The 19,501-nt window shown below is 62.7% G+C and carries 24 protein-coding genes; 9 read left to right on the top strand and 15 right to left on the bottom strand.

What is annotated here, in order from left to right; translation table 11 throughout:
- Positions 1–52: 52 nt before the first annotated feature.
- From FJ930_RS09010 to infC, 10 genes are all read right to left on the bottom strand, one after another.
- Positions 53–628 carry a YceI family protein gene (locus FJ930_RS09010; protein WP_141836900.1) on the bottom strand — a complete coding sequence of 192 codons (576 nt, stop codon included), beginning with the start codon at positions 626–628 and terminating at the stop codon, positions 53–55.
- A 69-nt stretch (positions 629–697) separates the two neighbouring features.
- Positions 698–1,270, bottom strand: coding sequence for a cytochrome b (locus tag FJ930_RS09005; RefSeq protein WP_141836898.1), 573 nt, complete (start codon positions 1,268–1,270; stop codon positions 698–700).
- 71 nt (positions 1,271–1,341) lie between these two features.
- Positions 1,342–1,944 carry a nucleotidyltransferase family protein gene (locus tag FJ930_RS09000; protein WP_141836896.1) on the bottom strand — a complete coding sequence of 201 codons (603 nt, stop codon included), beginning with the start codon at positions 1,942–1,944 and terminating at the stop codon, positions 1,342–1,344.
- A 39-nt stretch (positions 1,945–1,983) separates the two neighbouring features.
- Complete coding sequence (locus tag FJ930_RS08995) at positions 1,984–2,331, bottom strand: hypothetical protein (protein ID WP_141836894.1); 348 nt, start codon at positions 2,329–2,331, stop codon at positions 1,984–1,986.
- Positions 2,332–2,342: 11 nt separating this feature from the next.
- Positions 2,343–4,751 (bottom strand): phenylalanine--tRNA ligase subunit beta, encoded by a 2,409-nt coding sequence (pheT, locus tag FJ930_RS08990; protein WP_141836892.1) that lies wholly within the window; start codon positions 4,749–4,751, stop codon positions 2,343–2,345.
- A gap of 43 nt (positions 4,752–4,794) precedes the next feature.
- Entirely contained in the window at positions 4,795–5,847 is a 1,053-nt protein-coding gene (gene pheS / locus FJ930_RS08985; protein ID WP_246676843.1) for a phenylalanine--tRNA ligase subunit alpha, read from the bottom strand.
- A gap of 207 nt (positions 5,848–6,054) precedes the next feature.
- Positions 6,055–6,456 (bottom strand): 50S ribosomal protein L20, encoded by a 402-nt coding sequence (gene rplT, locus FJ930_RS08980; RefSeq protein ID WP_006201247.1) that lies wholly within the window; start codon positions 6,454–6,456, stop codon positions 6,055–6,057.
- A 37-nt stretch (positions 6,457–6,493) separates the two neighbouring features.
- Complete coding sequence (gene rpmI / locus FJ930_RS08975) at positions 6,494–6,697, bottom strand: 50S ribosomal protein L35 (RefSeq protein ID WP_006201248.1); 204 nt, start codon at positions 6,695–6,697, stop codon at positions 6,494–6,496.
- A 486-nt stretch (positions 6,698–7,183) separates the two neighbouring features.
- Complete coding sequence (locus FJ930_RS08965) at positions 7,184–7,810, bottom strand: isoprenylcysteine carboxylmethyltransferase family protein (RefSeq protein ID WP_141836888.1); 627 nt, start codon at positions 7,808–7,810, stop codon at positions 7,184–7,186.
- Positions 7,811–8,108: 298 nt separating this feature from the next.
- Positions 8,109–8,645, bottom strand: coding sequence for a translation initiation factor IF-3 (gene infC, locus FJ930_RS08960; RefSeq protein ID WP_140491142.1), 537 nt, complete (start codon positions 8,643–8,645; stop codon positions 8,109–8,111).
- A gap of 233 nt (positions 8,646–8,878) precedes the next feature.
- On the opposite strand from infC, the gene FJ930_RS08955 reads away from it, so the two are divergent.
- The 4 genes from FJ930_RS08955 to FJ930_RS08940 all read left to right on the top strand — a co-directional run bounded on the left by FJ930_RS08955 (position 8,879) and on the right by FJ930_RS08940 (position 12,251).
- A complete protein-coding gene (locus tag FJ930_RS08955) occupies positions 8,879–9,649 on the top strand; it encodes an alpha/beta hydrolase (RefSeq protein WP_141836886.1) in 771 nt (256 codons plus the stop codon).
- A gap of 2 nt (positions 9,650–9,651) precedes the next feature.
- Positions 9,652–10,821, top strand: a complete 1,170-nt coding sequence (locus FJ930_RS08950) for a benzoate/H(+) symporter BenE family transporter (RefSeq protein WP_141836924.1) — start codon at positions 9,652–9,654, stop codon at positions 10,819–10,821.
- A 90-nt stretch (positions 10,822–10,911) separates the two neighbouring features.
- Positions 10,912–11,394 (top strand): DUF2852 domain-containing protein, encoded by a 483-nt coding sequence (locus FJ930_RS08945; protein WP_141836884.1) that lies wholly within the window; start codon positions 10,912–10,914, stop codon positions 11,392–11,394.
- A gap of 98 nt (positions 11,395–11,492) precedes the next feature.
- Positions 11,493–12,251 (top strand): M48 family metallopeptidase, encoded by a 759-nt coding sequence (locus FJ930_RS08940; protein WP_141836882.1) that lies wholly within the window; start codon positions 11,493–11,495, stop codon positions 12,249–12,251.
- Between the two features lie 109 nt (positions 12,252–12,360).
- Here the strand turns inward: FJ930_RS08940 and FJ930_RS30330 are convergent, their stop codons facing one another.
- Positions 12,361–12,729: a hypothetical protein gene (locus tag FJ930_RS30330; protein ID WP_246676842.1), complete on the bottom strand. Its 369-nt coding sequence runs from the start codon at positions 12,727–12,729 to the stop codon at positions 12,361–12,363.
- On the opposite strand from FJ930_RS30330, the gene FJ930_RS08930 reads away from it, so the two are divergent.
- From FJ930_RS08930 to FJ930_RS08910, 5 genes are all read left to right on the top strand, one after another.
- Positions 12,716–13,375, top strand: a complete 660-nt coding sequence (locus tag FJ930_RS08930) for a phosphoribosylanthranilate isomerase (protein WP_141836880.1) — start codon at positions 12,716–12,718, stop codon at positions 13,373–13,375. The two genes, FJ930_RS30330 and FJ930_RS08930, sit on opposite strands and share 14 nt — an antisense overlap.
- Positions 13,376–13,464: 89 nt before the next feature.
- The gene (gene trpB, locus FJ930_RS08925; RefSeq protein ID WP_141836878.1) at positions 13,465–14,715 is read left to right on the top strand and encodes a tryptophan synthase subunit beta; all 1,251 of its coding nucleotides are present in this window, start codon (positions 13,465–13,467) and stop codon (positions 14,713–14,715) included.
- Between the two features lie 2 nt (positions 14,716–14,717).
- Positions 14,718–15,557 (top strand): tryptophan synthase subunit alpha, encoded by an 840-nt coding sequence (gene trpA / locus FJ930_RS08920; protein WP_141836876.1) that lies wholly within the window; start codon positions 14,718–14,720, stop codon positions 15,555–15,557.
- A gap of 85 nt (positions 15,558–15,642) precedes the next feature.
- Positions 15,643–16,569: an acetyl-CoA carboxylase, carboxyltransferase subunit beta gene (gene accD, locus FJ930_RS08915; RefSeq protein ID WP_140744307.1), complete on the top strand. Its 927-nt coding sequence runs from the start codon at positions 15,643–15,645 to the stop codon at positions 16,567–16,569.
- A 120-nt stretch (positions 16,570–16,689) separates the two neighbouring features.
- Positions 16,690–18,015: a folylpolyglutamate synthase/dihydrofolate synthase family protein gene (locus tag FJ930_RS08910; RefSeq protein ID WP_141836873.1), complete on the top strand. Its 1,326-nt coding sequence runs from the start codon at positions 16,690–16,692 to the stop codon at positions 18,013–18,015.
- A gap of 42 nt (positions 18,016–18,057) precedes the next feature.
- On the opposite strand, the gene FJ930_RS08905 is transcribed toward FJ930_RS08910, so the two are convergent.
- From FJ930_RS08905 to trxA, 4 genes are all read right to left on the bottom strand, one after another.
- The gene (locus FJ930_RS08905; RefSeq protein ID WP_141836871.1) at positions 18,058–18,459 is read right to left on the bottom strand and encodes a PIN domain-containing protein; all 402 of its coding nucleotides are present in this window, start codon (positions 18,457–18,459) and stop codon (positions 18,058–18,060) included.
- Positions 18,435–18,704: a type II toxin-antitoxin system VapB family antitoxin gene (locus FJ930_RS08900; protein WP_141836869.1), complete on the bottom strand. Its 270-nt coding sequence runs from the start codon at positions 18,702–18,704 to the stop codon at positions 18,435–18,437. Before FJ930_RS08900 ends, FJ930_RS08905 begins: the two co-directional genes overlap by 25 nt.
- 49 nt (positions 18,705–18,753) lie before the next feature.
- Positions 18,754–19,035: a cupin domain-containing protein gene (locus FJ930_RS08895; protein ID WP_140606681.1), complete on the bottom strand. Its 282-nt coding sequence runs from the start codon at positions 19,033–19,035 to the stop codon at positions 18,754–18,756.
- Positions 19,036–19,166: 131 nt separating this feature from the next.
- Positions 19,167–19,493, bottom strand: a complete 327-nt coding sequence (trxA, locus tag FJ930_RS08890) for a thioredoxin (RefSeq protein WP_140744311.1) — start codon at positions 19,491–19,493, stop codon at positions 19,167–19,169.
- Positions 19,494–19,501: the final 8 nt, after the last annotated feature.

Genomic DNA, 19,501 nt, shown 5'->3' with positions numbered 1-19,501 from the left:
TCGCTCCTTGCTTCGCCCTAGGATGACGAACCCGAGCAGGCGCGGCTTAGAACTAGCCCCTCTTGCCCGTCAGCGTCATGTTGAAATCCACGACGTTGGAGTAGAGCGGCGTGCCGACATCCATGCCATAGCGCGACCTCAGCACCTTGCCGGTGACATGGAATTTTATCGTGCCGGCCTTCAACCCATCGAGTTCGGCGGTGAACTTTTCCGGAAACGTCTTGCCGCGCGCCGTCAGCCTGCCGGTGACAAGGGCTGATGTGTCGCCGGTGCGGATAACGCTGGTCGAGTGGAACTGGATCTCCGGGCTGTTGGCCGCATCGAACACCGCGTCGGAGCGCAGGAAGGCATCGATGCGGCCCTGGCCGGTGCCGACGCTTTCCGGATAGATGGTGAGGTCGACCTTCGAGCGCCCGACGTCACCATTGTCGATGCGGATCGTGCCTTTGAAGCGGGCGAAGGCGCCATCGAAGCCGCCGCCACCGGCCTTGCCTATGGTGAAGCGGATGCTGGAGCGTGCCGGACTGATCGTGTAGCTGCCCGCAGCGTCGCTCAGCGCCACCGCGGCAGTGGCGGGCACGGCTAGGCATGCGGCAAAAGCCGCGAATCCAAGGATGCGCGCATGCATGGGATTGTTCCTTTCCTGGAGGTAACGCGTTTCGCGTCCTCACCCCCACAAACGCGCGAACCGCCCGCACTATTCCCTGCCTGACGAAGGTGTGATCATGCGAGCGAGCACGCTGTCGCGCAGCAGGAAGTGGTGGCGCAGGGCGGCGGCGGCATGCAGCGCCACCAGCGCGATGCCGGCATAGGCGAGATACCAGTGCGTTGCCGCCCAGAAGCTCTCCGCGGCGTCGGACTCCGCCAAAGGCAGGTCGGGCATCACGAACAGGTTGAACGGCATGGTCGGGATTTCCAGCGTCGAGACCGAAACCAGCGCCCAGCCTGACAGGGGCAAAGCGGTCTGGAAGGCATAGAGCGCCAGATGCGCGAGCGGCGCCGTGCGCCGCTCCAGGGCGCCGACCGAAGGCGGCAAGTGCGGTGCCGCATTGCCGAGCCGCCAGCCGATACGCAGGATGACGAGGCCCAGCAGCAGGAAGCCCAGGGATTTGTGCAACTGGATGAGTTCGAAGGCCGTTCGCTGGCTCTGGATCCTCACCATCATGAAGCCGAGCACGAACTGGCCGATAAACATGATCCCGATCAGCCAGTGGAGGATGATCATGGCCCAGCCATACCGGGTCGCGCTGTTGGTGATTGAAAACTGCATGGGACAGGAACGAATAGCAGGGTGCGTTTCTTCCAGCACGCCCTTCACTCTCCCCACAAGGGGGAGGGTGGTCACCACGGCACCACCTCAATCTCCGGCCACATCTCCCGCGCCCGTTTGCCCTTAGCCTCATGCGTTCGCTGGTTGTCCATCACCTTGTTCGGTGTGATGCGGAACGAGAAGATGTCGTCGAGACCGAATGGCGCCACAAGATCGAGCTGCCCATCGGCGTCAAAGCGCACGCCCACTGCATGCGTCTTTGAGGCGAAATAACTGACCGATTCACTGGAGCTCAGGTAGCGCGGGCAAGGCCGTCCGAATTTTTGTGGATACCACAGATGCACCCGCGCCTGATTGCGCACCTCCACCGGCAGCGCCAGCCCTTCGAAATGCTTGGCTGCCCGGCGAATGACCGCGTCCTCGGCCCCGTAGGATAGGTCGCTGTCCTCGAAATAGAACAGGTCGACATCCCTGATGCCGTAGCCGGACGGCATGCCGGTCAGATGGTTCCAGACGCTGTTGTAGAGCGCCCCTGAAACCACCAGCCAGTCCGGCAGCGCAAGCGTGCGCACCCGCTCCAGCGTTTCGGCCAGCAGCGGATCAGCCGCTACGATGGCGAAAAAAGCCGCGCGTTGTTTCTCGAACGAGAGCCCGGAATAGCGGAGATGGTCCATCGCTCTTTGGAGGGCGATTCGACGTGCAACTGCAACCCGTCAACTCATTTGTTCGTTGGGCTCTGACCAGAAGATAGGTTCTTCGACCGAAGGCCACTCTTCGCCATAAGCGAAGCCTTCGATCGCATCGAGCATTCCTGTAACCTCATCGAAGAACAGAACCATGCCGCAAGGAAGTCGGTCGGGTCCGACATGCGCTACTCTGGCTGAACTGAACACTCGACCATCAAAACGCAATTCCTCGGCAACCGACGAAGGAATGATCGTGGTCATGAATCCCACAGGATTGCGGCTGCGCTCCTTAACTTTCAACACGCTCACCAAGTCAGGAGAAATGCGCGCGGAACGGCAAAACTCCTGAACAAAAAATATTTCGAGTGGGGTCACGTGAATATAGCTCAGCCTCGCAGCACGCCGCCCGTCTGCTTGCCGACATTCTCGACGATACGCTTGGCCAAGGCCTCGAAATCCTCGTCGGTCAGCGTCTTTTCGACCGGCTGGATCGACACTTCGATGGCGATCGACTTCTTGCCCTCGCCGAGCGACGCGCCCTCGAAGATATCGAAAACCGAAACGGCCGTGATCAGCTTCTTGTCGGCGGCAAGGGCCGCGCGCACCAGCGTGCCGGCCTCGACTCCTCTGTCGACGACGAAGGCGAAGTCGCGCTTCACCGTTTGGAAGGCGGAAAGCTCGAGCTTCGGCTTGGTTTTCGTCGGCTTGGCCTTCGGCTCGGGCACGGCGTCGACGAACACTTCGAAGCCGCAGAGCGGCCCGGAGACATCGAGCCCTTCCATTGTCTTGGGATGGAACTCGCCGAATGTGCCGAGTACGGTCTTCGGGCCGAGCTTGATCGTGCCGGAACGGCCAGGATGATACCAGGCCGGACCGCCGGGCTCGATCTGCAGCCGCTCGACCGGCGCGCCGCAGGCCTCCAATGCCGCGATCGCATCGGCCTTGGCGTCGAACACGCCGACCGGGCCGGAATTGCCGGCCCAGTTGCGGCCCGAGCCGTCGAGCTTGGCGGTGCCGCGCCGCACGCCGGCGGCCACGCGCCGCTGCTGGTCGGCGCCGTCGCCCTCATAGGTGCCCGACACTTCGAACAACGCCACGTCGCCGATGCCCCTGTCGGCATTGCGCTGCGCGGCCGTGATCAGCCCCGGCAGCAGCGATGGCCGCATGTCCGACATATCGGCGGCGATCGGATTCGCGAGCTTCAGCGCCGCCTGGCCGCCACCGAACAGCTCGGCATGCTTGGCCGGAATGAACGACCAGGTGACGGCTTCCATCATGCCGCGCACGGCAAGCGCCCGCTTGGCCGTGCGGGTGCGGATCTGCAGTGTGGTCAGGATCTTTGCGTTGACCGCGTCATGCGCGCCGAGCGGCTGCGGCGCGATGTTGTCGACGCCGTGGATGCGCATCACTTCCTCGACAAGGTCGGCCTTGCCGTCGACATCCGGCCGCCAGGACGGCACTTTGACCTTGACGACGTCGCCCGAGCCCTGCGGCTGGAAACCAAGGCGGGTCAGGATGTCGAGGCTTTCCGCCTTCGGCACCTCGATGCCCGTCAGCCGCTTCACTTCCGACAGCGGGAACGACACGATCTTCGGCTTGCGCCCGGCATAGCCGGCCACTTCCATTTCGGTAGGCGTGCCGCCGCAGAAATCGAGCACCAGTCTGGTCGCGAGCTCGATGCCGGGCACCATGAATTCGGGATCGACGCCGCGCTCGAAGCGGTAGCGGGCGTCTGAGATGATGCCGAGCGTGCGGCCGGTGCGGGCGGTGGCGATCGGGTCCCAGAGCGCGGACTCGACCAGCACGTCGGTGGTGTTCTCGTCGCAGCCGGAATGCTCGCCGCCCATGATGCCGGCGATCGATTCGACGCCATTGTCGTCAGCGATCACGCACATCTCCGGCGTGAGCGTGTATTCGCGGCCGTCTAGCGCCAGCAGCTTTTCGCCGTCCTTCGCCCGGCGCACAACGAGATTTCCAGCAACCTTCGCCGCGTCGAACACATGCAGCGGCCGGCCGCGGTCGAAAGTGACATAGTTGGTGATATCGACCAGCGCGCTGATGGGCCTGAGGCCAATGGCGATCAGGCGCTGCTGCAGCCATTTCGGCGACGGGCCGTTCTTGACGCCCCTTACCATCGTCAGCGCGAAGCCGGGGCAGAGTTCCGGCGCCTCGATCGTCACCTTCACCGGGCACAGGCCCTCGCCGACATGTGGCATGATCGCGCCACCCACGAGCCGTCCGAGCCCGCTCGCGGCGAGATCGCGCGCGATGCCGTAGACGCTGGTGGCGTCCGGCCGGTTCGGCGTCAGATTGATCTCGATGACCGGATCGTCGAGATGCGCATAGGCGGCGAAGCTGGTGCCGACCGGCGCATCCCCGGGGAGGTCGATGATGCCGTTGTGCTCGTCGGACAGTTCCAGTTCGCGCTCGGAACACATCATGCCGTGGCTTTCGACGCCCCTGATCTTGCCGACGGTCAGCGTCACGTCGATGCCGGGCACATAGGTGCCGGGCGCGGCAAAGGCGCCGATCAGGCCCGCCCTCGCGTTGGGTGCGCCACAGACCACTTGCACAGGGGCCTTGCCATCCCCCGTATCGACGGTCAGCACCCGCAGCCGGTCGGCGTCGGGATGCTGCACCGCCGTCAGCACCTTGGCGATGACGAACGGCTTCAGGCTGGACTTGTCGTCGACATGCTCGACTTCGAGGCCGATCGACGTCAGCCGCTCGACGATCTCGTTGAGCGAGGCGTCGGTCTCGAGGTGATCCTTGAGCCAGGAGAGAGTGAATTTCATTGTACTGTTCCGTAAGCTTTGGCAGCAGGGATTTCTTGGCTCGTCACGGGCTCAGGCCCCCGAACAGCGTCGGCATGTCGAGCGGACGGAAGCCGTAATGCGACAGCCAGCGCACGTCGGCGTCGAAGAAGGCGCGCAGGTCCGGCATGCCGTATTTCAGCATGGCGATGCGGTCGATGCCCATGCCCCAGGCAAAGCCCTGGTATTCGTCCGGATCGAGCCCGCCGGCCTTGAGCACGTTGGGGTGCACCATGCCGCAGCCGAGGATCTCCATCCAGTCGGAGCCTTCGCCGAAGCGCACTTCGCCGGGCCGCGAGCGGTCGCACTGGATGTCGACCTCGAGGCTCGGTTCGGTGAACGGGAAGAAGGACGGCCGGAAGCGCATCTTCACGCTCGGCACCTCGAAGAAGGCCTTGCAGAACTCTTCCAGCACCCACTTCATGTTGGCGACGTTGGCCGACTTGTCGATCACCAGGCCCTCGACCTGGTGGAACATCGGCGAGTGGGTGGCGTCGGAATCCTGGCGATAGGTCTTGCCCGGAATGACGATGCGGATCGGTGGCTTCTGCCGCTCCATGGTGCGGATCTGCACGGGTGAGGTGTGCGTGCGCAAAAGCTTGCGCTCGCCCTTCTCGTCCGGCTGGAAGAAGAAGGTGTCGTGCATCTCGCGCGCCGGATGGCCTTCGGGGAAATTCAGCGCGGTGAAATTGTAGTAGTCGGTCTCGATATCGGGACCTTCGGCGATGGCGAAGCCGAGATCGCCGAAGATCGCCGCGATCTCGTCGATCACCTGGCTGATCGGATGGATGCGGCCGCGCTCGGCCGGCGACTGCCGCACCGGCAGCGTCACGTCGACCTTTTCGGCGGCGAGGCGGGCGGCGATCGTTACATCCCTGAGTTCGGCCTTGCGAGCCGTCAGCGCCTCCGTGATGCGGTTCTTCAGGCCATTGATTGCTGGACCCTTCACCTGCCGTTCCTCGGCGCTCATCGCGCCGAGTGTCTTCAGCATTTCGGAGACCGAGCCCTTCTTGCCGAGGGCCGAGACACGCACGGCCTCGATCGCCGGCTCGTCGGCAGCCGAGGCGATGTCGGCCATCAAGGAAGCTTCAAGGGTTTCAAGATTTCCAGCGGTGGCGTTCACGGCGAAATTCTTTCTATTCGGTGGCAGGCCTTAGCGTGCGTTACGATTTTGGTTACGCGGGTGCCATTTTGGTTACATCAGGGGCCAAAAAAGAACCCGCGCCAGCCGTGCCAGCGCGGGTTCCCCAAAATCAGTACTAAGAATGCTTGGGAAGCGCTGGTCTTAAGCGACAGCGCTTTCAAAAGCGTTCGGCGTGGTGTTCTTCAGATATTCGAGCGCCACCTTGGCCTTGGCGACCAGGGCTGCGAACGCCTGCGGTTCATGGATGGCCATGTCCGACAGGATCTTGCGATCGATCTCGATGCCGGCCTTGTTGAGGCCGTCGATGAAGCGGCCATAGGTCAAGCCGTGCTCATGCGTCGCCGCGTTGATGCGCTGGATCCACAGCGCGCGGAACGAGCGCTTGCGGTTCTTGCGGTCGCGGTAGGCGTACTGCAGCGACTTTTCCACCGCCTGCTTGGCGATGCGGATGGTGTTCTTGCGGCGGCCGTAGAAGCCCTTGGCGGCTTTCAGGACCTTCTTGTGCTTGGCGTGCGAGGTGACGCCTCTCTTTACGCGTGCCATGTCATGATCTCCTTAAACGCTGTCCAGACCGAATGCCTTAGAGGCCGTTCGGCAGAAAATTCTTGATGACCTTCTTGCCATCCGGTTCAGCCAGAACCATCGTGCCGCGGGCATTTCGAATGAACTTGTTGGAACGCTTGATCATGCCGTGACGCTTGCCGGCCGCAGCCGACAGGACTTTACCCGTACCTGTGATCTTGAACCGCTTCTTGGCGGCCGACTTGGTCTTCATCTTGGGCATTTTGCTACTCCGTTTCTATGAGGTCCCTGTCGTGCCTCCGGCACTCCACGCCTCTTGTTTTGTTCGCTTCGGGCCGACCAAAGCCCGAAAAGCAAATGAAACCGCCACGGCATGCCCTGCCGGGCGGTTTTCTTGAACGGCGGTCCTATACGTCAAAGAAGGCCCGTGCGCAACACCCGACACATTCACTCGCCAAAGCCATCGCTTCAGTTTCTCTTCCGAGTGTTGGCGCTGCCCCTCATTGCCCTGCCGGGCATTTCTCCCCGTATAGTGACGGGGAGAAAGGGCTGGCCACACCCCTTGGCGCTATTCCTGACAACGCCGGCGATTGGCGAAACCATCGATGAGAGCCCCCTCTCCCCGTCACTATACGGGGGAGAGGATGCCGGCAGGCAGGTGAGGGGCAGCGCCGACATCGGTGACAGTAGTCCCGGGTCGTGACAATTCTGCTCGCTGACCGCGACAGAGACCGAACTGCCCTACAGATCAGGGAAGCGTGAACCACACCGGCAGCATGCCCGACTGCTGGGCACCGTCGATCAGTTCGAAGGCCGGCAGTGCGACCAGGAACACCAGCCCATCCAGCAGCGTGGTGAGCAGCAGACGCGGCTTGAAGCTGCCTGTTTCGCCTTCCTGGTAGAGCGAAAGCTTCGGGAAGAAGCGCGGCACCCTCTCCAGATAGGCCTGGTACGGTGCGCCGAGCGCCTCCTTCAGAAACTTCTCCTCGCGCAGGATGACGATATGGAAGGCACCCGCGCACAGAACCGCGAACAGGATGACGCCGGAGAACGAGCCGATCTGCGCACCGACACCGGCCGCAGCCACGGTCGAGAACACATAGAGCGGATTGCGGGTGATCGAATAGGGCCCGCCCGTGACCACCTCGGAAGATTTGCGTCCGCCTATATACAGCGTCGCCCAGAGGCGACCGACGATGCCGAGGAAAATCAGGAGCACGCCGAACATTTCGATCGATTCATGCACCGGCGTGTCGGGCGGGAAGGTCGACTGACCAAACAGCAGCGCCAGAAACAGCACCACCACCAGCACGGCAAGCACCAGCCTGCGCATCTGCTGGTAGTTGCCCAGCCCGTATTTCGGTTCATTGTCCAAGGGAGGTATCCGATCGTCGAGGAGCCTATCGCCTGCCGCCCAAAAAATGAACTCGGTTTTGGGAGAACGACAGGCATAAAAACAAAGCCGGCGATCGCGGCTGTGGCCAAGAAACAGGCGTCCCGCCGATCGTCGGGACGCCTGTAGCACAATTCAGGCGAATTGGGAGCGCGACGGCCACGCCTAACCTTAACGTGATCTGAGCCGGGTTCCGCAAAGTGTTGCATGGTGCGGTGAGGACCTGCGACAACCAAAGAAACCTGAGCAGACGACGCCCGGCGAAGCGAACGGAGTCTGCTTAGCGCGGCGCCAGCACCATCATCATCTGGCGGCCTTCGAGCTTCGGTTCCGCCTCGACCTTGGCGATGGTCGCGACTTCCTCGCGCACCTTGTTCAGAAGCTGCATGCCGAGTTCCATGTGCGCCATCTCGCGGCCGCGGAAGCGCAGCGTCAGCTTGACCTTGTCGCCTTCCTCGAAGAAGCGGCGAACCGCCTTCATCTTGGTCTCGTAATCATGGCTGTCGATGTTCGGGCGCATCTTGATCTCCTTGATCTCGATGACCTTCTGATTCTTGCGGGCCTCGGCAGCCTTCTTCTGGTTGGCGTATTTCAACTTGCCGAGATCGAGAATCTTTACGACGGGCGGCTGTGCGTTGGGCGATATTTCGACGAGATCGAGCCCTGCCTCTTCGGCGAGCAGCAATGCGTCGTTGATGGAAACGTCGCCACGGTTCTGGCCTTCGGCGTCGATAAGCTGGACCCGGGGAACCCGGATGTCACGGTTGGAGCGCGGGCCATCCTTGGTGGGCGCCGCTGCTTTGAAAGGTCTGCGAATGGTCGTGGTCTCCTTGGCCGTTTCGTTCAGGGTTCGTACAAAACTGTATGTGGACGCGCCAATGTGGGAAGCGCGCGGGCGGAGTCAATAGCACAGCGTTCTCAGGAAATCACCTGATCAAGAGCCTGTACCAAGCAAAGAAGCATCGCGAGCACTTTCCGCCTCGCCTCTGGCTGTGCCAAAAGACCGGAGCCCAGACACCGGGCCAGTCAACCAGGACCGATCGATAGCCCATGACCGCCACCGCCCCCACTTTTCTGGACGTCGATGGATCGCGCATCGCGGTCCGCCATACATCCGGCGCCACACCGGGCATCGTCTGGCTCGGCGGCTATAAGTCCGACATGCTGGGCACGAAGGCCGAGATGCTGGCCGACTGGACGGCGAGGGAAGGCCGCGCGTTCTTGCGCCATGACTATTCGGGCCATGGCGAATCCGGCGGCGCCTTTGTCGACGGCACGATTTCGAAATGGCTGTCGCAAAGCCTTGCCGTGTTCCGGCATTTCACCAAGGGCAACCAGATTCTGGTCGGCTCGTCGATCGGCGCCTGGATCGCGCTGCGCATGGTGCAGGAACTGCGCAAGGCCGGCGACACAAATGTCGTCGGCCTGGTGCTCTTGGCGCCGGCGCCGGATTTTACCAGTGAGCTGGTCGAGCCGGTGCTGACCAAGGCGCAGAAACGCGACCTCGCCGAAAAAGGTTTTTTCGCCGAGCCGTCGGACTATTCCACGGAGGCCTACATCTACACCAGGGCCCTGATCGAGGACGGGCGCGACAACCGGGTTATGACCGGGCCGATCGACACGCATTGCCCGGTCCATATCCTGCAGGGCCTTGCCGATCCCGACGTGCCGTCGAGCCATGCGTTGAGACTGGTCGGGCTGCTGCCGGCCGACGATGTCACGCTGTCGCTCATTCCCGACGGCGACCACCGCCTGTCGCGGCCGCAGGACCTCGACATGCTGGTCCGGGCGGTGGGTGACATAGCCAGACGAGGCAAATGACGATGCGCCTTTCCATCCCGGTCTCCGCCTTCGTCGCGGCAATCGTCGGCTTCGGCGGCACACTGGCCATCGTCATTGCCGCCGCCAAGGCGGTCGGCGCGACGCAGGTTCAGACGGCGAGCTGGGTGACGACCATTTGCCTCGCCATGGCGATCGAAAGCCTGTGGCTGTCGTGGCGCACGAAAATGCCTGTGATCACCGCATGGTCGACGCCAGGCCTGGCGCTGATGGCGGCATCGAGCGGCTTTTCGATCGGCGAGGCCGTCGCCGCCTTCATCGTCACCGGCATCCTGTTGATCGCCACCGGCCTGTTCCGGCCGTTGACGCAGCTGATCTCCAGGATACCGCCCTCGGTCGCTTCCGGAATGCTGGCTGGCATCGTCGTCACCTTCGCCCTCAACGCGGTCAAGACTGTTCCTGCCGATCCGTGGCTGATCCTGCCGTTGATCGCGGCCTTTTTTATCATCCGCCTGTTCAACCCGGCGCTATCGGTATTGGCGGTGCTGATCGGCGGCGGGCTCGCTGCTTTTCTCACTGGCCGTGTCGGCGGCCTGCCCACCCCCGAATTGTCGACGCTGACGCTGATCGCGCCTGATTTCACCGTCAAGGCGATGATAGGTCTGGCACTGCCGCTCTACCTTGTCACCATGGCCTCGCAGAACCTGTCGGGTCTCGCTGTGCTGCGCGCCGCCGGCTACCATCCCGAGCCCGGACCGCTGATCGGCGTCACCGGGTTGCTTTCGCTGCTATCGGCGCCGTTCGGCGGTTCGACCAGCAATCTGGCCGCGATCTCGGCGGCGATCTGCACCGGGCCGGATGTTCATCCCGACCCCGCTGAGCGCTGGAAGACCGGCCCGTTCTACGCGCTTGCCTATCTCATCTTCGCGATCTTCGGCGCGTCGCTGGTGGCGATCTTCGCCGTCCTGCCGCAAAGCCTGATCGTGTTGGTGGCGGGACTTGCGCTGATGGCCTCGCTTGCCAACGCGCTGGCGATCGCGCTCAAGGATGAGAGCGAGCGCATGGCCGCCACCGTCACCTTTGCCGTCACCGCTTCCGGGCTGACATTGTTTGGCGTCGGTGCTGCTTTCTGGGGGCTGATCGCGGGGCTGGCCGTGCTTTTCCTCGACATTCTCAAAAAGCGACAATCATTTCAGAAGCTTGTCCGGTTTTAGCGGACATTATCTTGAATCGCCGTTTTTGCCTTCCCATTTCGATTCCACGCAGCCGGTCCTGGCTGTCTCCAACCGAAGGAATGGGAGAAAATGAACACATCTGCATTGATCCGCCCGGCCTGGACGCCGGCAACCATCGCGTTGATGGTGATCGGCTTCATGGTGTTCTGGCCGCTCGGCTTAGCCATGCTCGCCTACATCATCTGGGGCGACCGGCTTGAAGGCTTCAAGCGTGACGTCAACCGCGCGACCGACGGTATCTTCGCCGGTTGCCGCCGCGGCTCCGACAAGGCCGCGCGCTGGGGCAATGGCTCCGCCCGCACCGGCAATGTCGCCTTCGACGACTGGCGCGAAAAGGAGCTTGAGCGCCTCGCCGAGGAACGCCGCAAACTCGACGACATGCTGACCGAGTTCGACGATTATGCCCGCGAATTGCGTCGTGCCAAGGATCAGGACGAGTTCGATCGCTTCATGGCGAACCGCAACAAGTCGACTGCTCCGACCAAGGCCGACCCGAGCGCCGGAACGTCGACCGCCAAGCGTGGCAGGGGCTCGAACCTGCTCGACGACTGAAGCCGCGCGACAGGCTGAGGTATGATGACGGCGTCGCGCAAGCGGCGCCGTTTCTTTTTTGTTCTATTCGTTTTTCCCGAATCGCGTATCGTCCCGCCATGACCCTCGGATTCTTTCGCAATCTGACAAAGCCTAAGCCCACGCCCGTCGTCGAGCGTGAATATTGCGTCGCCGGCCGCACATTGCCGCTCAAGATCGTCGAGAGTGCCAGGGCGCGGCGTCTGACGCTGCGCATCGATTCCGGTGGCCAGGGCCTGCGCATCACCGTGCCGCCTGGCCTGCGCCGTGGCGAGGTGGAGCGGTTCCTCGATCGCCATCAGGACTGGCTGGAGCAGCGGCTGGCCAAGGTGCCGACGCGGCCTCAGGTACGGCCCGGCATCAAGCTCCCAGTTCGGGGCGTGCCACACCGCATCGTCCATGAACCGTCAAAGCGCGGCACCGTCACCGTGTCGCGCGACGAGCGCGGCCCGCTGCTGATCGTGCATGGCGAGCGTGTGCACCTGCCGCGCCGCATCGCCGATTTCCTGAAGCGCGAGGCCAAGAAAGATATCGAGAAGCTGGTGGTCAGGCACACCGAGGCGCTTGGCAAGCGCGCCAAGGCGATCCGCTATAAGGATACGTCAAGCCGCTGGGGTTCCTGCACCTCGGAAGGCAATCTGTCTTTCTCCTGGCGTATCATGATGGCACCGCCACCGGTCATAAACTACCTCGTCGCGCATGAGGTGGCGCATCTGAAAGAGATGAACCACGGCCCGAAATTCTGGAAACTGTGCGAAAAACTTTGCCCCGACACTGACCGTTGCAAGGATTGGCTGAAGCGCAACGGCGGAGCCCTGCAGGCGATCGTGTTCGAGTAGGCGAGGCCAAGGCGACATCCGATCTCCACCTTCGGGGAAGATGGCCGGCAGGCCAGAAGGGGGTGCTGTCCCGTCAGCCTTGTTCGCGTGTTTACTCTATTCTGGCACCTCAATCATCATTCGCCGCATTGAGTTCCTCCGGCCTCAGCCCCTCATTCCCATGATGCGGCCAGGGCAAAAAGTTCCGATCGAAGGCGTCGCTGCCGAAATACTCCAGAGCGCGATGTGCTTCGGCGCCGTTGAAGGCGGCCTTGTCCATGAGATGTGCGATGACGTCACGCGCCTGTGCGATCTTCTGCTTCAGTTCGGCAACGGTTGGGTCGGTTGTATCGGTCATGGTCGTTCTCCCGCCCGGCATGCTGTTCATCAACGTGCCCTCCATCAATAGGTAGCGCCTTTGGCCTTGCCGGCAAACAGCATGCTTTTTCTCGACTCTTATCGCTTTTCGTGCCAATTCCCGCGCCATGGCGCTCGACATCAAGATCTGCGGTTTGAAGACCGACCAGGCTATGGCCGCGGCCCTGGCCGGCGGCGCCAGCCATGTCGGTTTTATTTTCTTCGCTAAAAGCCCTCGCTATGTCGAGCCGGCTGAGGCCGGTCGCCTGCGCGAAGCGGCGCGCGGCAAGGCTTTGGCGGTCGCCGTCACGGTCGATGCCAGCGACGCCTTCCTGGACGAGATCGTCACGGCGATGCAGCCCGATATGCTGCAGTTGCACGGCTCGGAAACACCCGGACGGGTGGCCGAACTGAAGGCCCGCCATGGCCTGCCCGTGATGAAGGCGCTGCCGCTCAGCGAGGCTGCCGACCTCGACCGGATCAAGCCGCTCATCGGCGTTGCCGACCGCTTCCTGTTCGACGCCAAGCCGCCTAGGGGCTCCGAGCTGCCGGGCGGCAATGGTGTGGCCTTCGACTGGCGCATTCTCGCCGGCCTTGACGCCGGCGTCGATTACATGCTTTCCGGTGGGCTTAACGCCGCCAATATCGGCGATGCCCTTCGGCTTGCAAACCCGCCCGGAATAGACATTTCCTCGGGCGTGGAAAGCGCGCCGGGTGTCAAGGATCCGGGGCTGATCGAACAGTTTTTCCGGGCCGTCCGGGCAGCACGCGACGACCGCGCCGCCTGACCGGCTCAAACCAGAGCATGTTCCGGAAAAGTGGAACCGGTTTTCCGACAAGGACATGCTCAACAAGTCAAGAAGCCAGGAGATCGGCGATGAACAAGCCGGCGACACCCAATTCCTTCCGCACCGGACCCGACGAGCAGGGCATGTTCGGCATTTTCGGCGGCCGTTTCGTCGCCGAAACGCTGATGCCTCTGATCCTCGATCTGGAAAAGAACTGGAACGAGGTCAGGAACGATCCGGATTTCAGGGCTGAGCTGACCGATCTTTCGACCCACTATGCCGGGCGGCCGTCGAAGCTTTATTTCGCTGAGGGGCTGACGAAACATCTTCGTGAGGTTTCCTCGGCGAAGGGGCTCGGGGGCGGCGCCAAAGTCTATTTCAAGCGTGAGGACCTGAACCACACCGGCTCGCACAAGATCAACAACTGCCTCGGCCAGATCCTGCTCGCCAAGCGCATGGGCAAGAAGCGCATCATCGCCGAGACCGGTGCCGGCCAGCATGGCGTGGCGTCCGCCACCGTCGCGGCCCGCTTCGGCTTTCCCTGCGTGGTCTATATGGGCGCTACCGACGTCGCCCGCCAAAGCCCCAATGTCTTCCGCATGAAGCTGCTTGGCGCCGAAGTGCGGCCGGTCACCGCTGGCCACGGCACGCTGAAGGACGCCATGAACGAAGCCCTGCGCGACTGGGTGACCAATGTCGAGGACACCTATTACCTGATCGGCACCGCGGCGGGCCCGCATCCCTATCCGGAGCTGGTGCGCGACTTCCAGTCGGTGATCGGTTCGGAAGCGCGCGCGCAAATCCTCGAACAGGAAGGCCGGCTGCCGGACACCATCATAGCCGCTGTCGGCGGTGGCTCCAACGCCATCGGCCTGTTCCACCCCTTCCTAGATGACAAGGATGTGCGCATCATCGGCATCGAGGCCGGCGGGCGCGGTCTCGACGGCATCGAGCATTGCGCCTCGATGAATGCCGGCTCGCCCGGCGTGCTGCACGGCAACCGCACCTATCTCCTGCAGAATGCCGACGGCCAGATCATGGACGGCCATTCGATCTCGGCCGGTCTCGATTATCCCGGTGTCGGCCCTGAGCATTCCTGGCTGCGCGACTCCGGCCGCGTCGAATATGTGCCGATCCTCGATGACGAGGCGCTGGAAGCCTTCAAGTTGACCACGCGCGTCGAAGGCATCATTCCGGCGCTGGAATCCGCGCACGCCATCGCGCATGCGGTGAAGATCGTTCCCGCCATGGACAAGGACCAGATCGTCATCGTCAACCTTTCGGGCCGTGGCGACAAGGACGTGCACACGGTGGCCTCGATGCTGGGCATGGAGATCTGATCATGACGACCCGCATCGACCGCCGCATGGCGAAGCTGAAGACCGAAGGCCGCCCGGCGCTCGTCACCTATTTCATGGGCGGCGACCCGGACTACGACACCTCGCTGTCGATCATGAAGGCGCTGCCCGCGGCCGGCTCCGACATTATCGAGCTCGGCATGCCTTTTTCCGATCCGATGGCCGACGGCCCGGCGATCCAGGCGGCGGGCCTGCGCGCGCTGAAAGGCGGCCAGACGCTGGTCAAGACGCTGAAGATGGCGGCGGAGTTCCGCGCAGGCGACAATGAAACGCCGATCCTGCTGATGGGTTACTACAACCCGATCTACATTTACGGCGTCGACCGTTTCCTGAAAGACGCGCTGGCCAGCGGCATCGACGGACTGATCGTCGTCGACCTGCCTCCCGAGATGGACGAGGAGCTTTGCATTCCGGCGCTGAAGGCGGGCATCAACTTCATCCGCCTGGCGACGCCGACCACCGACGACAAGCGGCTGCCCAAGGTGCTGCAGAACACGTCCGGCTTCGTCTACTATGTGTCCATGACCGGCATCACCGGCTCGGCGCTGGCCGACACCGGCAAGGTGGCGTCAGCGGTGAAGCGCATCAAGAGCCATACCGACCTGCCGGTTTGCGTCGGCTTCGGCGTCAAGACCGCCGAGCAGGCGCGCGTGATCGGCGCCAATGCCGATGGCGTCGTCGTCGGCACCGCGATCGTCAGTGCGGTGGCCAATGTGCTGGGGCCGAAGGGTGAAAAAACCGCCGATCCGGCCGAGGCCGTCGCCACGCTGGTCAGCGGCCTTGCACAAGGCGTGCGTTCGGCCCGCCTTGCTGCCGCCGAATAGTTCTCCTACCTCTGGTTTTGTGCATGCCGATATCCCAAAGGGCGGCATGCATTAACAACTCTTCGTCAGGACAGGAGCCGAAGCGATGAACTGGATCACCAATTACGTTCGCCCGAAGATCAATTCGATGCTTGGCCGGCGCACCGACATGCCCGAGAATCTCTGGATCAAGGATCCCGAGACCGGCGAGATGGTGTTCCACAAGGATCTGGAATCCAACCAGTTCGTAATTCCGTCCTCCGGCCATCATATGAAGATCTCGGCCAAGGAGCGGCTGAAATACTTCCTCGACGACGGCAAGTACGAGCAGCTCGAGAACCCGAAGGTCGTGCAGGATCCGCTGAAGTTCCGCGACGAGAAGCGCTACACCGACCGGCTTAAGGACGCCAAGGCCAAGACCGGCCTGGAAGATGCGATCGTCAACGCGCTCGGCACCATCGACGGCCTGCCGGTGGTGGTGACGGTGCAGGATTTCGCCTTCATGGGCGGCTCGCTCGGCATGGCGGCGGGCGATGCCATCGTGCACGCTTTCGAGGTCGCCCTGCAGCGCAGGCGGCCGCTGATCCTGTTCGCTGCTTCGGGCGGCGCCCGTATGCAGGAAGGCATCCTGTCGCTGATGCAATTGCCGCGCACAACGGTCGGCGTCGACCGGCTGAAGGAAGCCGGCCTGCCCTATATCGTCGTGCTGACCAATCCGACCACCGGCGGCGTCACCGCCTCCTACGCCATGCTGGGCGATGTGCACATCGCCGAGCCCGGCGCGCTGATCGGCTTTGCCGGGCCGCGCGTCATCGAACAGACCATCCGTGAAAAACTGCCGGACGGCTTCCAGCGCTCCGAATATCTGATGGAGCACGGCATGGTCGACATGGTGGTGTCGCGGCTTGAGCTGCGCGAGACGATCGCCCGCCTGCTCAAGATGCTGCTCAAGATGCCGGAGGCGGAAAAGCCGCTGGAACCGGAAATCTTGCCGCCAGCCGTGGTTGCCGGCGAATCCAGGCCGCAGGCCTGACGCGACACCAGCCGCCGCGAACAACGATTGCGCCGTGTCCATGGCGCGCTGTAGCCTTTTGATTGCCGTGGTCATTGCGGGAGCGATTCTGGCTCTCGGGCCATGCGCAGGGATTCTGACATGACGACGCTCGCCGCCGACCGCGAAATCGAAGCCCTGATGGCGCTTCACCCGAAAGGCTTCGACCTTTCGCTCGACCGCATCACACGGCTTTTGGAGCGGCTGGGCAATCCGCAGGACTTGCTGCCGCCGGTCATCCATATCGCCGGCACCAACGGCAAGGGTTCGTGCGCGGCCTTCTCGCGGGCGCTTCTGGAAGCGTCCGGACGCCTTGTGCACGTGCACACGTCGCCGCATCTAGTCAGTTGGCACGAGCGCTATCGGCTTGCCGCCGAAGGCGGTGGCAGGCTGGTCGACGATGATGTCTTCGCCGAGGCCATTGCCCGCGTCGCCAAGGCCAATGAAGGCCAGAAAATCACCGTCTTCGAAATCCTCACCGCCGTCACCTTCATCCTGTTTTCGGAGCATCCCGCCGAAGCCGCCATCATCGAGGTCGGTCTCGGCGGCCGCTTCGATGCCACCAATGTCATCGGCAGGCCGGCCGTGTCGGTGATCATGCCGGTGTCTATGGACCACGAGGCCTATCTCGGCGACCGTGTCGAACTGATCGCGGCTGAAAAGGCCGGCATCATGAAACGCGGCTGCCCCGTGGTGATCGGTGCGCAGGAAAGCGAAACGGCGCTGCAGGTGTTGATCGAAACCGCCGAGCGGCTGGAATGCCCGACCTTCGTCTACGGCCAGGATTTCCTGGCCTTCGAGGAAAACGGCCGCATGGTCTACCAGGACGAGGACGGACTGATGGACCTGCCGCCGCCGCGGCTGCCAGGTCGTCACCAGTTCGCCAATGCGGCCGCGGCGATCGCCGCGGTCAAGGCCGCCGGCTTCGAGATCGGCCACCGCGCCGCCGAGAAGGCGATGACCAATGTAGCCTGGCCCGGCCGCATGCAGAAACTTGTGCAGGGTCGCCTGACCGAGCTAGCGCCCAAGGGCGCCGACATCTGGCTCGACGGCGGCCACAATCCGGGCGCCGGCGTGGTCGTCGCCGAAGCCTTGGCCGAGCAGGAAGAAAAGAACCCGCGCTCGCTCTTCCTCATCTCGGGCATGATCAACACCAAGGACCAGAGCGGCTATTTCCGCGCCTTCAAAGGCCTGGTCCGGCATGTCTACACCGTGCCGGTGAGCATGAGCGACGCCGGCGTGCCGAACGACGAACTGGCGATCCGCGCCACGGAAGCCGGGTTGTCGGCAGAGCCGGTCAGTTCCGTCGCCAGCGCGCTGATGCTGCTGCGCGACACCTGGGACGGCCCGCCGCCGCGCATCCTGATCGGCGGCTCGCTTTACCTCGCCGGTGCGGTGCTGGCCGAAAACGGCACGCCGCCGACCTGAGGTGGCGCCTCTCACGGTTCGGCACGCTTGGCGGCAGGCCGCTCAGAAATCCCACGGTGAGATCAAATCAAGGCTCGTGGCACCGAAGTCGTTGAGATTGCGCGTTGCCAACCGACCACCGTTTACGCGCGCGATTGCTGCAATCATTCCGTCGGGAGCCGACATGCCGCGGCCTTTCCTCCTGGCCGTTTCCATGATCTCGCCATAAGCCAAGGCAGCCTCCTCGGTCAGTCCAAAAATGCGATCCGCAAATCGATGGCGCCATTGAGAAAGGCCATGCTCCAACCGATCGGCACGCTCATCAGGTCGTATTTTTTGGATGCCGAACGCGATTTCGGCAATCGTCACCGTGGGAAGGGCCAGTTCCGCATCATGGCGGACAAGCCAAGCCAGTACGGCTTCGTCTGGTGCCTCCGAAATCACGTCAATATCGAGGAAAACCAAAGCTCGGGCCCTGTATGAACCTGGCGGCCTTCGCGGATGACTTCCTCCAGATCAATGTCGGCGCCGCTGCTTGCAGTCAGACGAGCATAGAAGGCGGACGCGGGTTCTCGGCCCGCTTCCCGTATCTCGTAGGATTCAAGCGCGCGTTCGACCACATCGGCTATCGAGCGGTTCTCCCGGCGAGCAAGGCGATGAGCCAGATCGCGTGCTTTTGCACTGCGCACTGACAGTTGTGGTTCAGCCATTTCAAACTCCCGTTTGAAAGATATATACACCAATCCGTCGAGACGCCGGTTACTTCAGCTCGATCTCGATAAAGGCGTATTCGCCCTCATTGGCGTTGATGACGTCGTGCTCGACACCCTCCTTGCGGAAATAGGGCGCGCCCTTCTTCATCTCGGCGAAGGATTCGCCGTCCTTGGTCAATAGTTTCACCTTGCCGTCCATCAGCGGCACGACGACATAGTCGTGGCCATGGCGGTGCCAACCGGTATTGTCGCCCGGCTGGAAGCGGTATTCGGTGACGATGACGCGCTCATTGTCGATGAAGACGGTGGCCTTGGCGGATCCGGTCATTTTTCTCTCCCTGCTTCTGCTTACAACAGAAGACATGGAAAGCCCTTGTGTGAGGGCCAGAGCAGTTCACCGATGACGCCAACAAAAAGCCCGGCGCGAGGCCGGGCTTATCAATCCGATTTTTAGGAAACTCAGGCGAGATTGCCGTTGATCCAGTGCGACAGCGCGGTCTTGGGCGCGGCACCGACCTTCATGTCAGCCACTTCGCCGCCCTTGAAGATCATCAGTGTCGGGATCGAGCGCACGCCGAATTGCGCGGCAAGCTCGGGATTCTCGTCAATGTTCAGCTTGGCGACCTTCACTTTCGCCCCGAGTTCAGTGGCGATGTCTTCGAGCGCCGGCGCGATCATCTTGCACGGGCCGCACCATTCCGCCCAGAAATCGACCACGACCGGCTCCTTGGCGTTGAGCACATCGGCCTGGAAATTGTTCTTGTCGACCTTGACGGTGGCACCCATGCGGAAAA

Origin of the sequence: Mesorhizobium sp. B2-4-15 (assembly GCF_006658505.1) — a bacterium.
GTDB lineage: Bacteria > Pseudomonadota > Alphaproteobacteria > Rhizobiales > Rhizobiaceae > Mesorhizobium.
Note: the sequence above shows the minus strand (reverse complement) of the source record. Positions and strands in the feature narration are given on the sequence as shown.

Coding starts and splice junctions, on each gene's coding strand:
- rplT (WP_006201247.1), bottom strand. CDS start 6,456: ATGGCACGCGTAAAGAGAGGCGTCACCTCGCACGCCAAGCACAAGAAG.
- FJ930_RS09005 (WP_141836898.1), bottom strand. CDS start 1,270: ATGCAGTTTTCAATCACCAACAGCGCGACCCGGTATGGCTGGGCCATG.
- FJ930_RS08930 (WP_141836880.1), top strand. CDS start 12,716: ATGGCGCTCGACATCAAGATCTGCGGTTTGAAGACCGACCAGGCTATG.
- FJ930_RS08950 (WP_141836924.1), top strand. CDS start 9,652: ATGCGCCTTTCCATCCCGGTCTCCGCCTTCGTCGCGGCAATCGTCGGC.
- rpmI (WP_006201248.1), bottom strand. CDS start 6,697: ATGCCCAAGATGAAGACCAAGTCGGCCGCCAAGAAGCGGTTCAAGATC.
- FJ930_RS08895 (WP_140606681.1), bottom strand. CDS start 19,035: ATGACCGGATCCGCCAAGGCCACCGTCTTCATCGACAATGAGCGCGTC.
- pheS (WP_246676843.1), bottom strand. CDS start 5,847: ATGGCCGACATCGCCTCGGCTGCCGACGAGCCGGCGATCGAGGCCGTG.
- FJ930_RS08945 (WP_141836884.1), top strand. CDS start 10,912: ATGAACACATCTGCATTGATCCGCCCGGCCTGGACGCCGGCAACCATC.
- FJ930_RS08910 (WP_141836873.1), top strand. CDS start 16,690: ATGACGACGCTCGCCGCCGACCGCGAAATCGAAGCCCTGATGGCGCTT.
- accD (WP_140744307.1), top strand. CDS start 15,643: ATGAACTGGATCACCAATTACGTTCGCCCGAAGATCAATTCGATGCTT.
- trpA (WP_141836876.1), top strand. CDS start 14,718: ATGACGACCCGCATCGACCGCCGCATGGCGAAGCTGAAGACCGAAGGC.
- FJ930_RS08940 (WP_141836882.1), top strand. CDS start 11,493: ATGACCCTCGGATTCTTTCGCAATCTGACAAAGCCTAAGCCCACGCCC.
- pheT (WP_141836892.1), bottom strand. CDS start 4,751: ATGAAATTCACTCTCTCCTGGCTCAAGGATCACCTCGAGACCGACGCC.
- FJ930_RS09000 (WP_141836896.1), bottom strand. CDS start 1,944: ATGGACCATCTCCGCTATTCCGGGCTCTCGTTCGAGAAACAACGCGCG.
- FJ930_RS09010 (WP_141836900.1), bottom strand. CDS start 628: ATGCATGCGCGCATCCTTGGATTCGCGGCTTTTGCCGCATGCCTAGCC.
- FJ930_RS08955 (WP_141836886.1), top strand. CDS start 8,879: ATGACCGCCACCGCCCCCACTTTTCTGGACGTCGATGGATCGCGCATC.
- FJ930_RS30330 (WP_246676842.1), bottom strand. CDS start 12,729: ATGTCGAGCGCCATGGCGCGGGAATTGGCACGAAAAGCGATAAGAGTC.
- trxA (WP_140744311.1), bottom strand. CDS start 19,493: ATGGGTGCCACCGTCAAGGTCGACAAGAACAATTTCCAGGCCGATGTG.
- FJ930_RS08900 (WP_141836869.1), bottom strand. CDS start 18,704: ATGGCTGAACCACAACTGTCAGTGCGCAGTGCAAAAGCACGCGATCTG.
- trpB (WP_141836878.1), top strand. CDS start 13,465: ATGAACAAGCCGGCGACACCCAATTCCTTCCGCACCGGACCCGACGAG.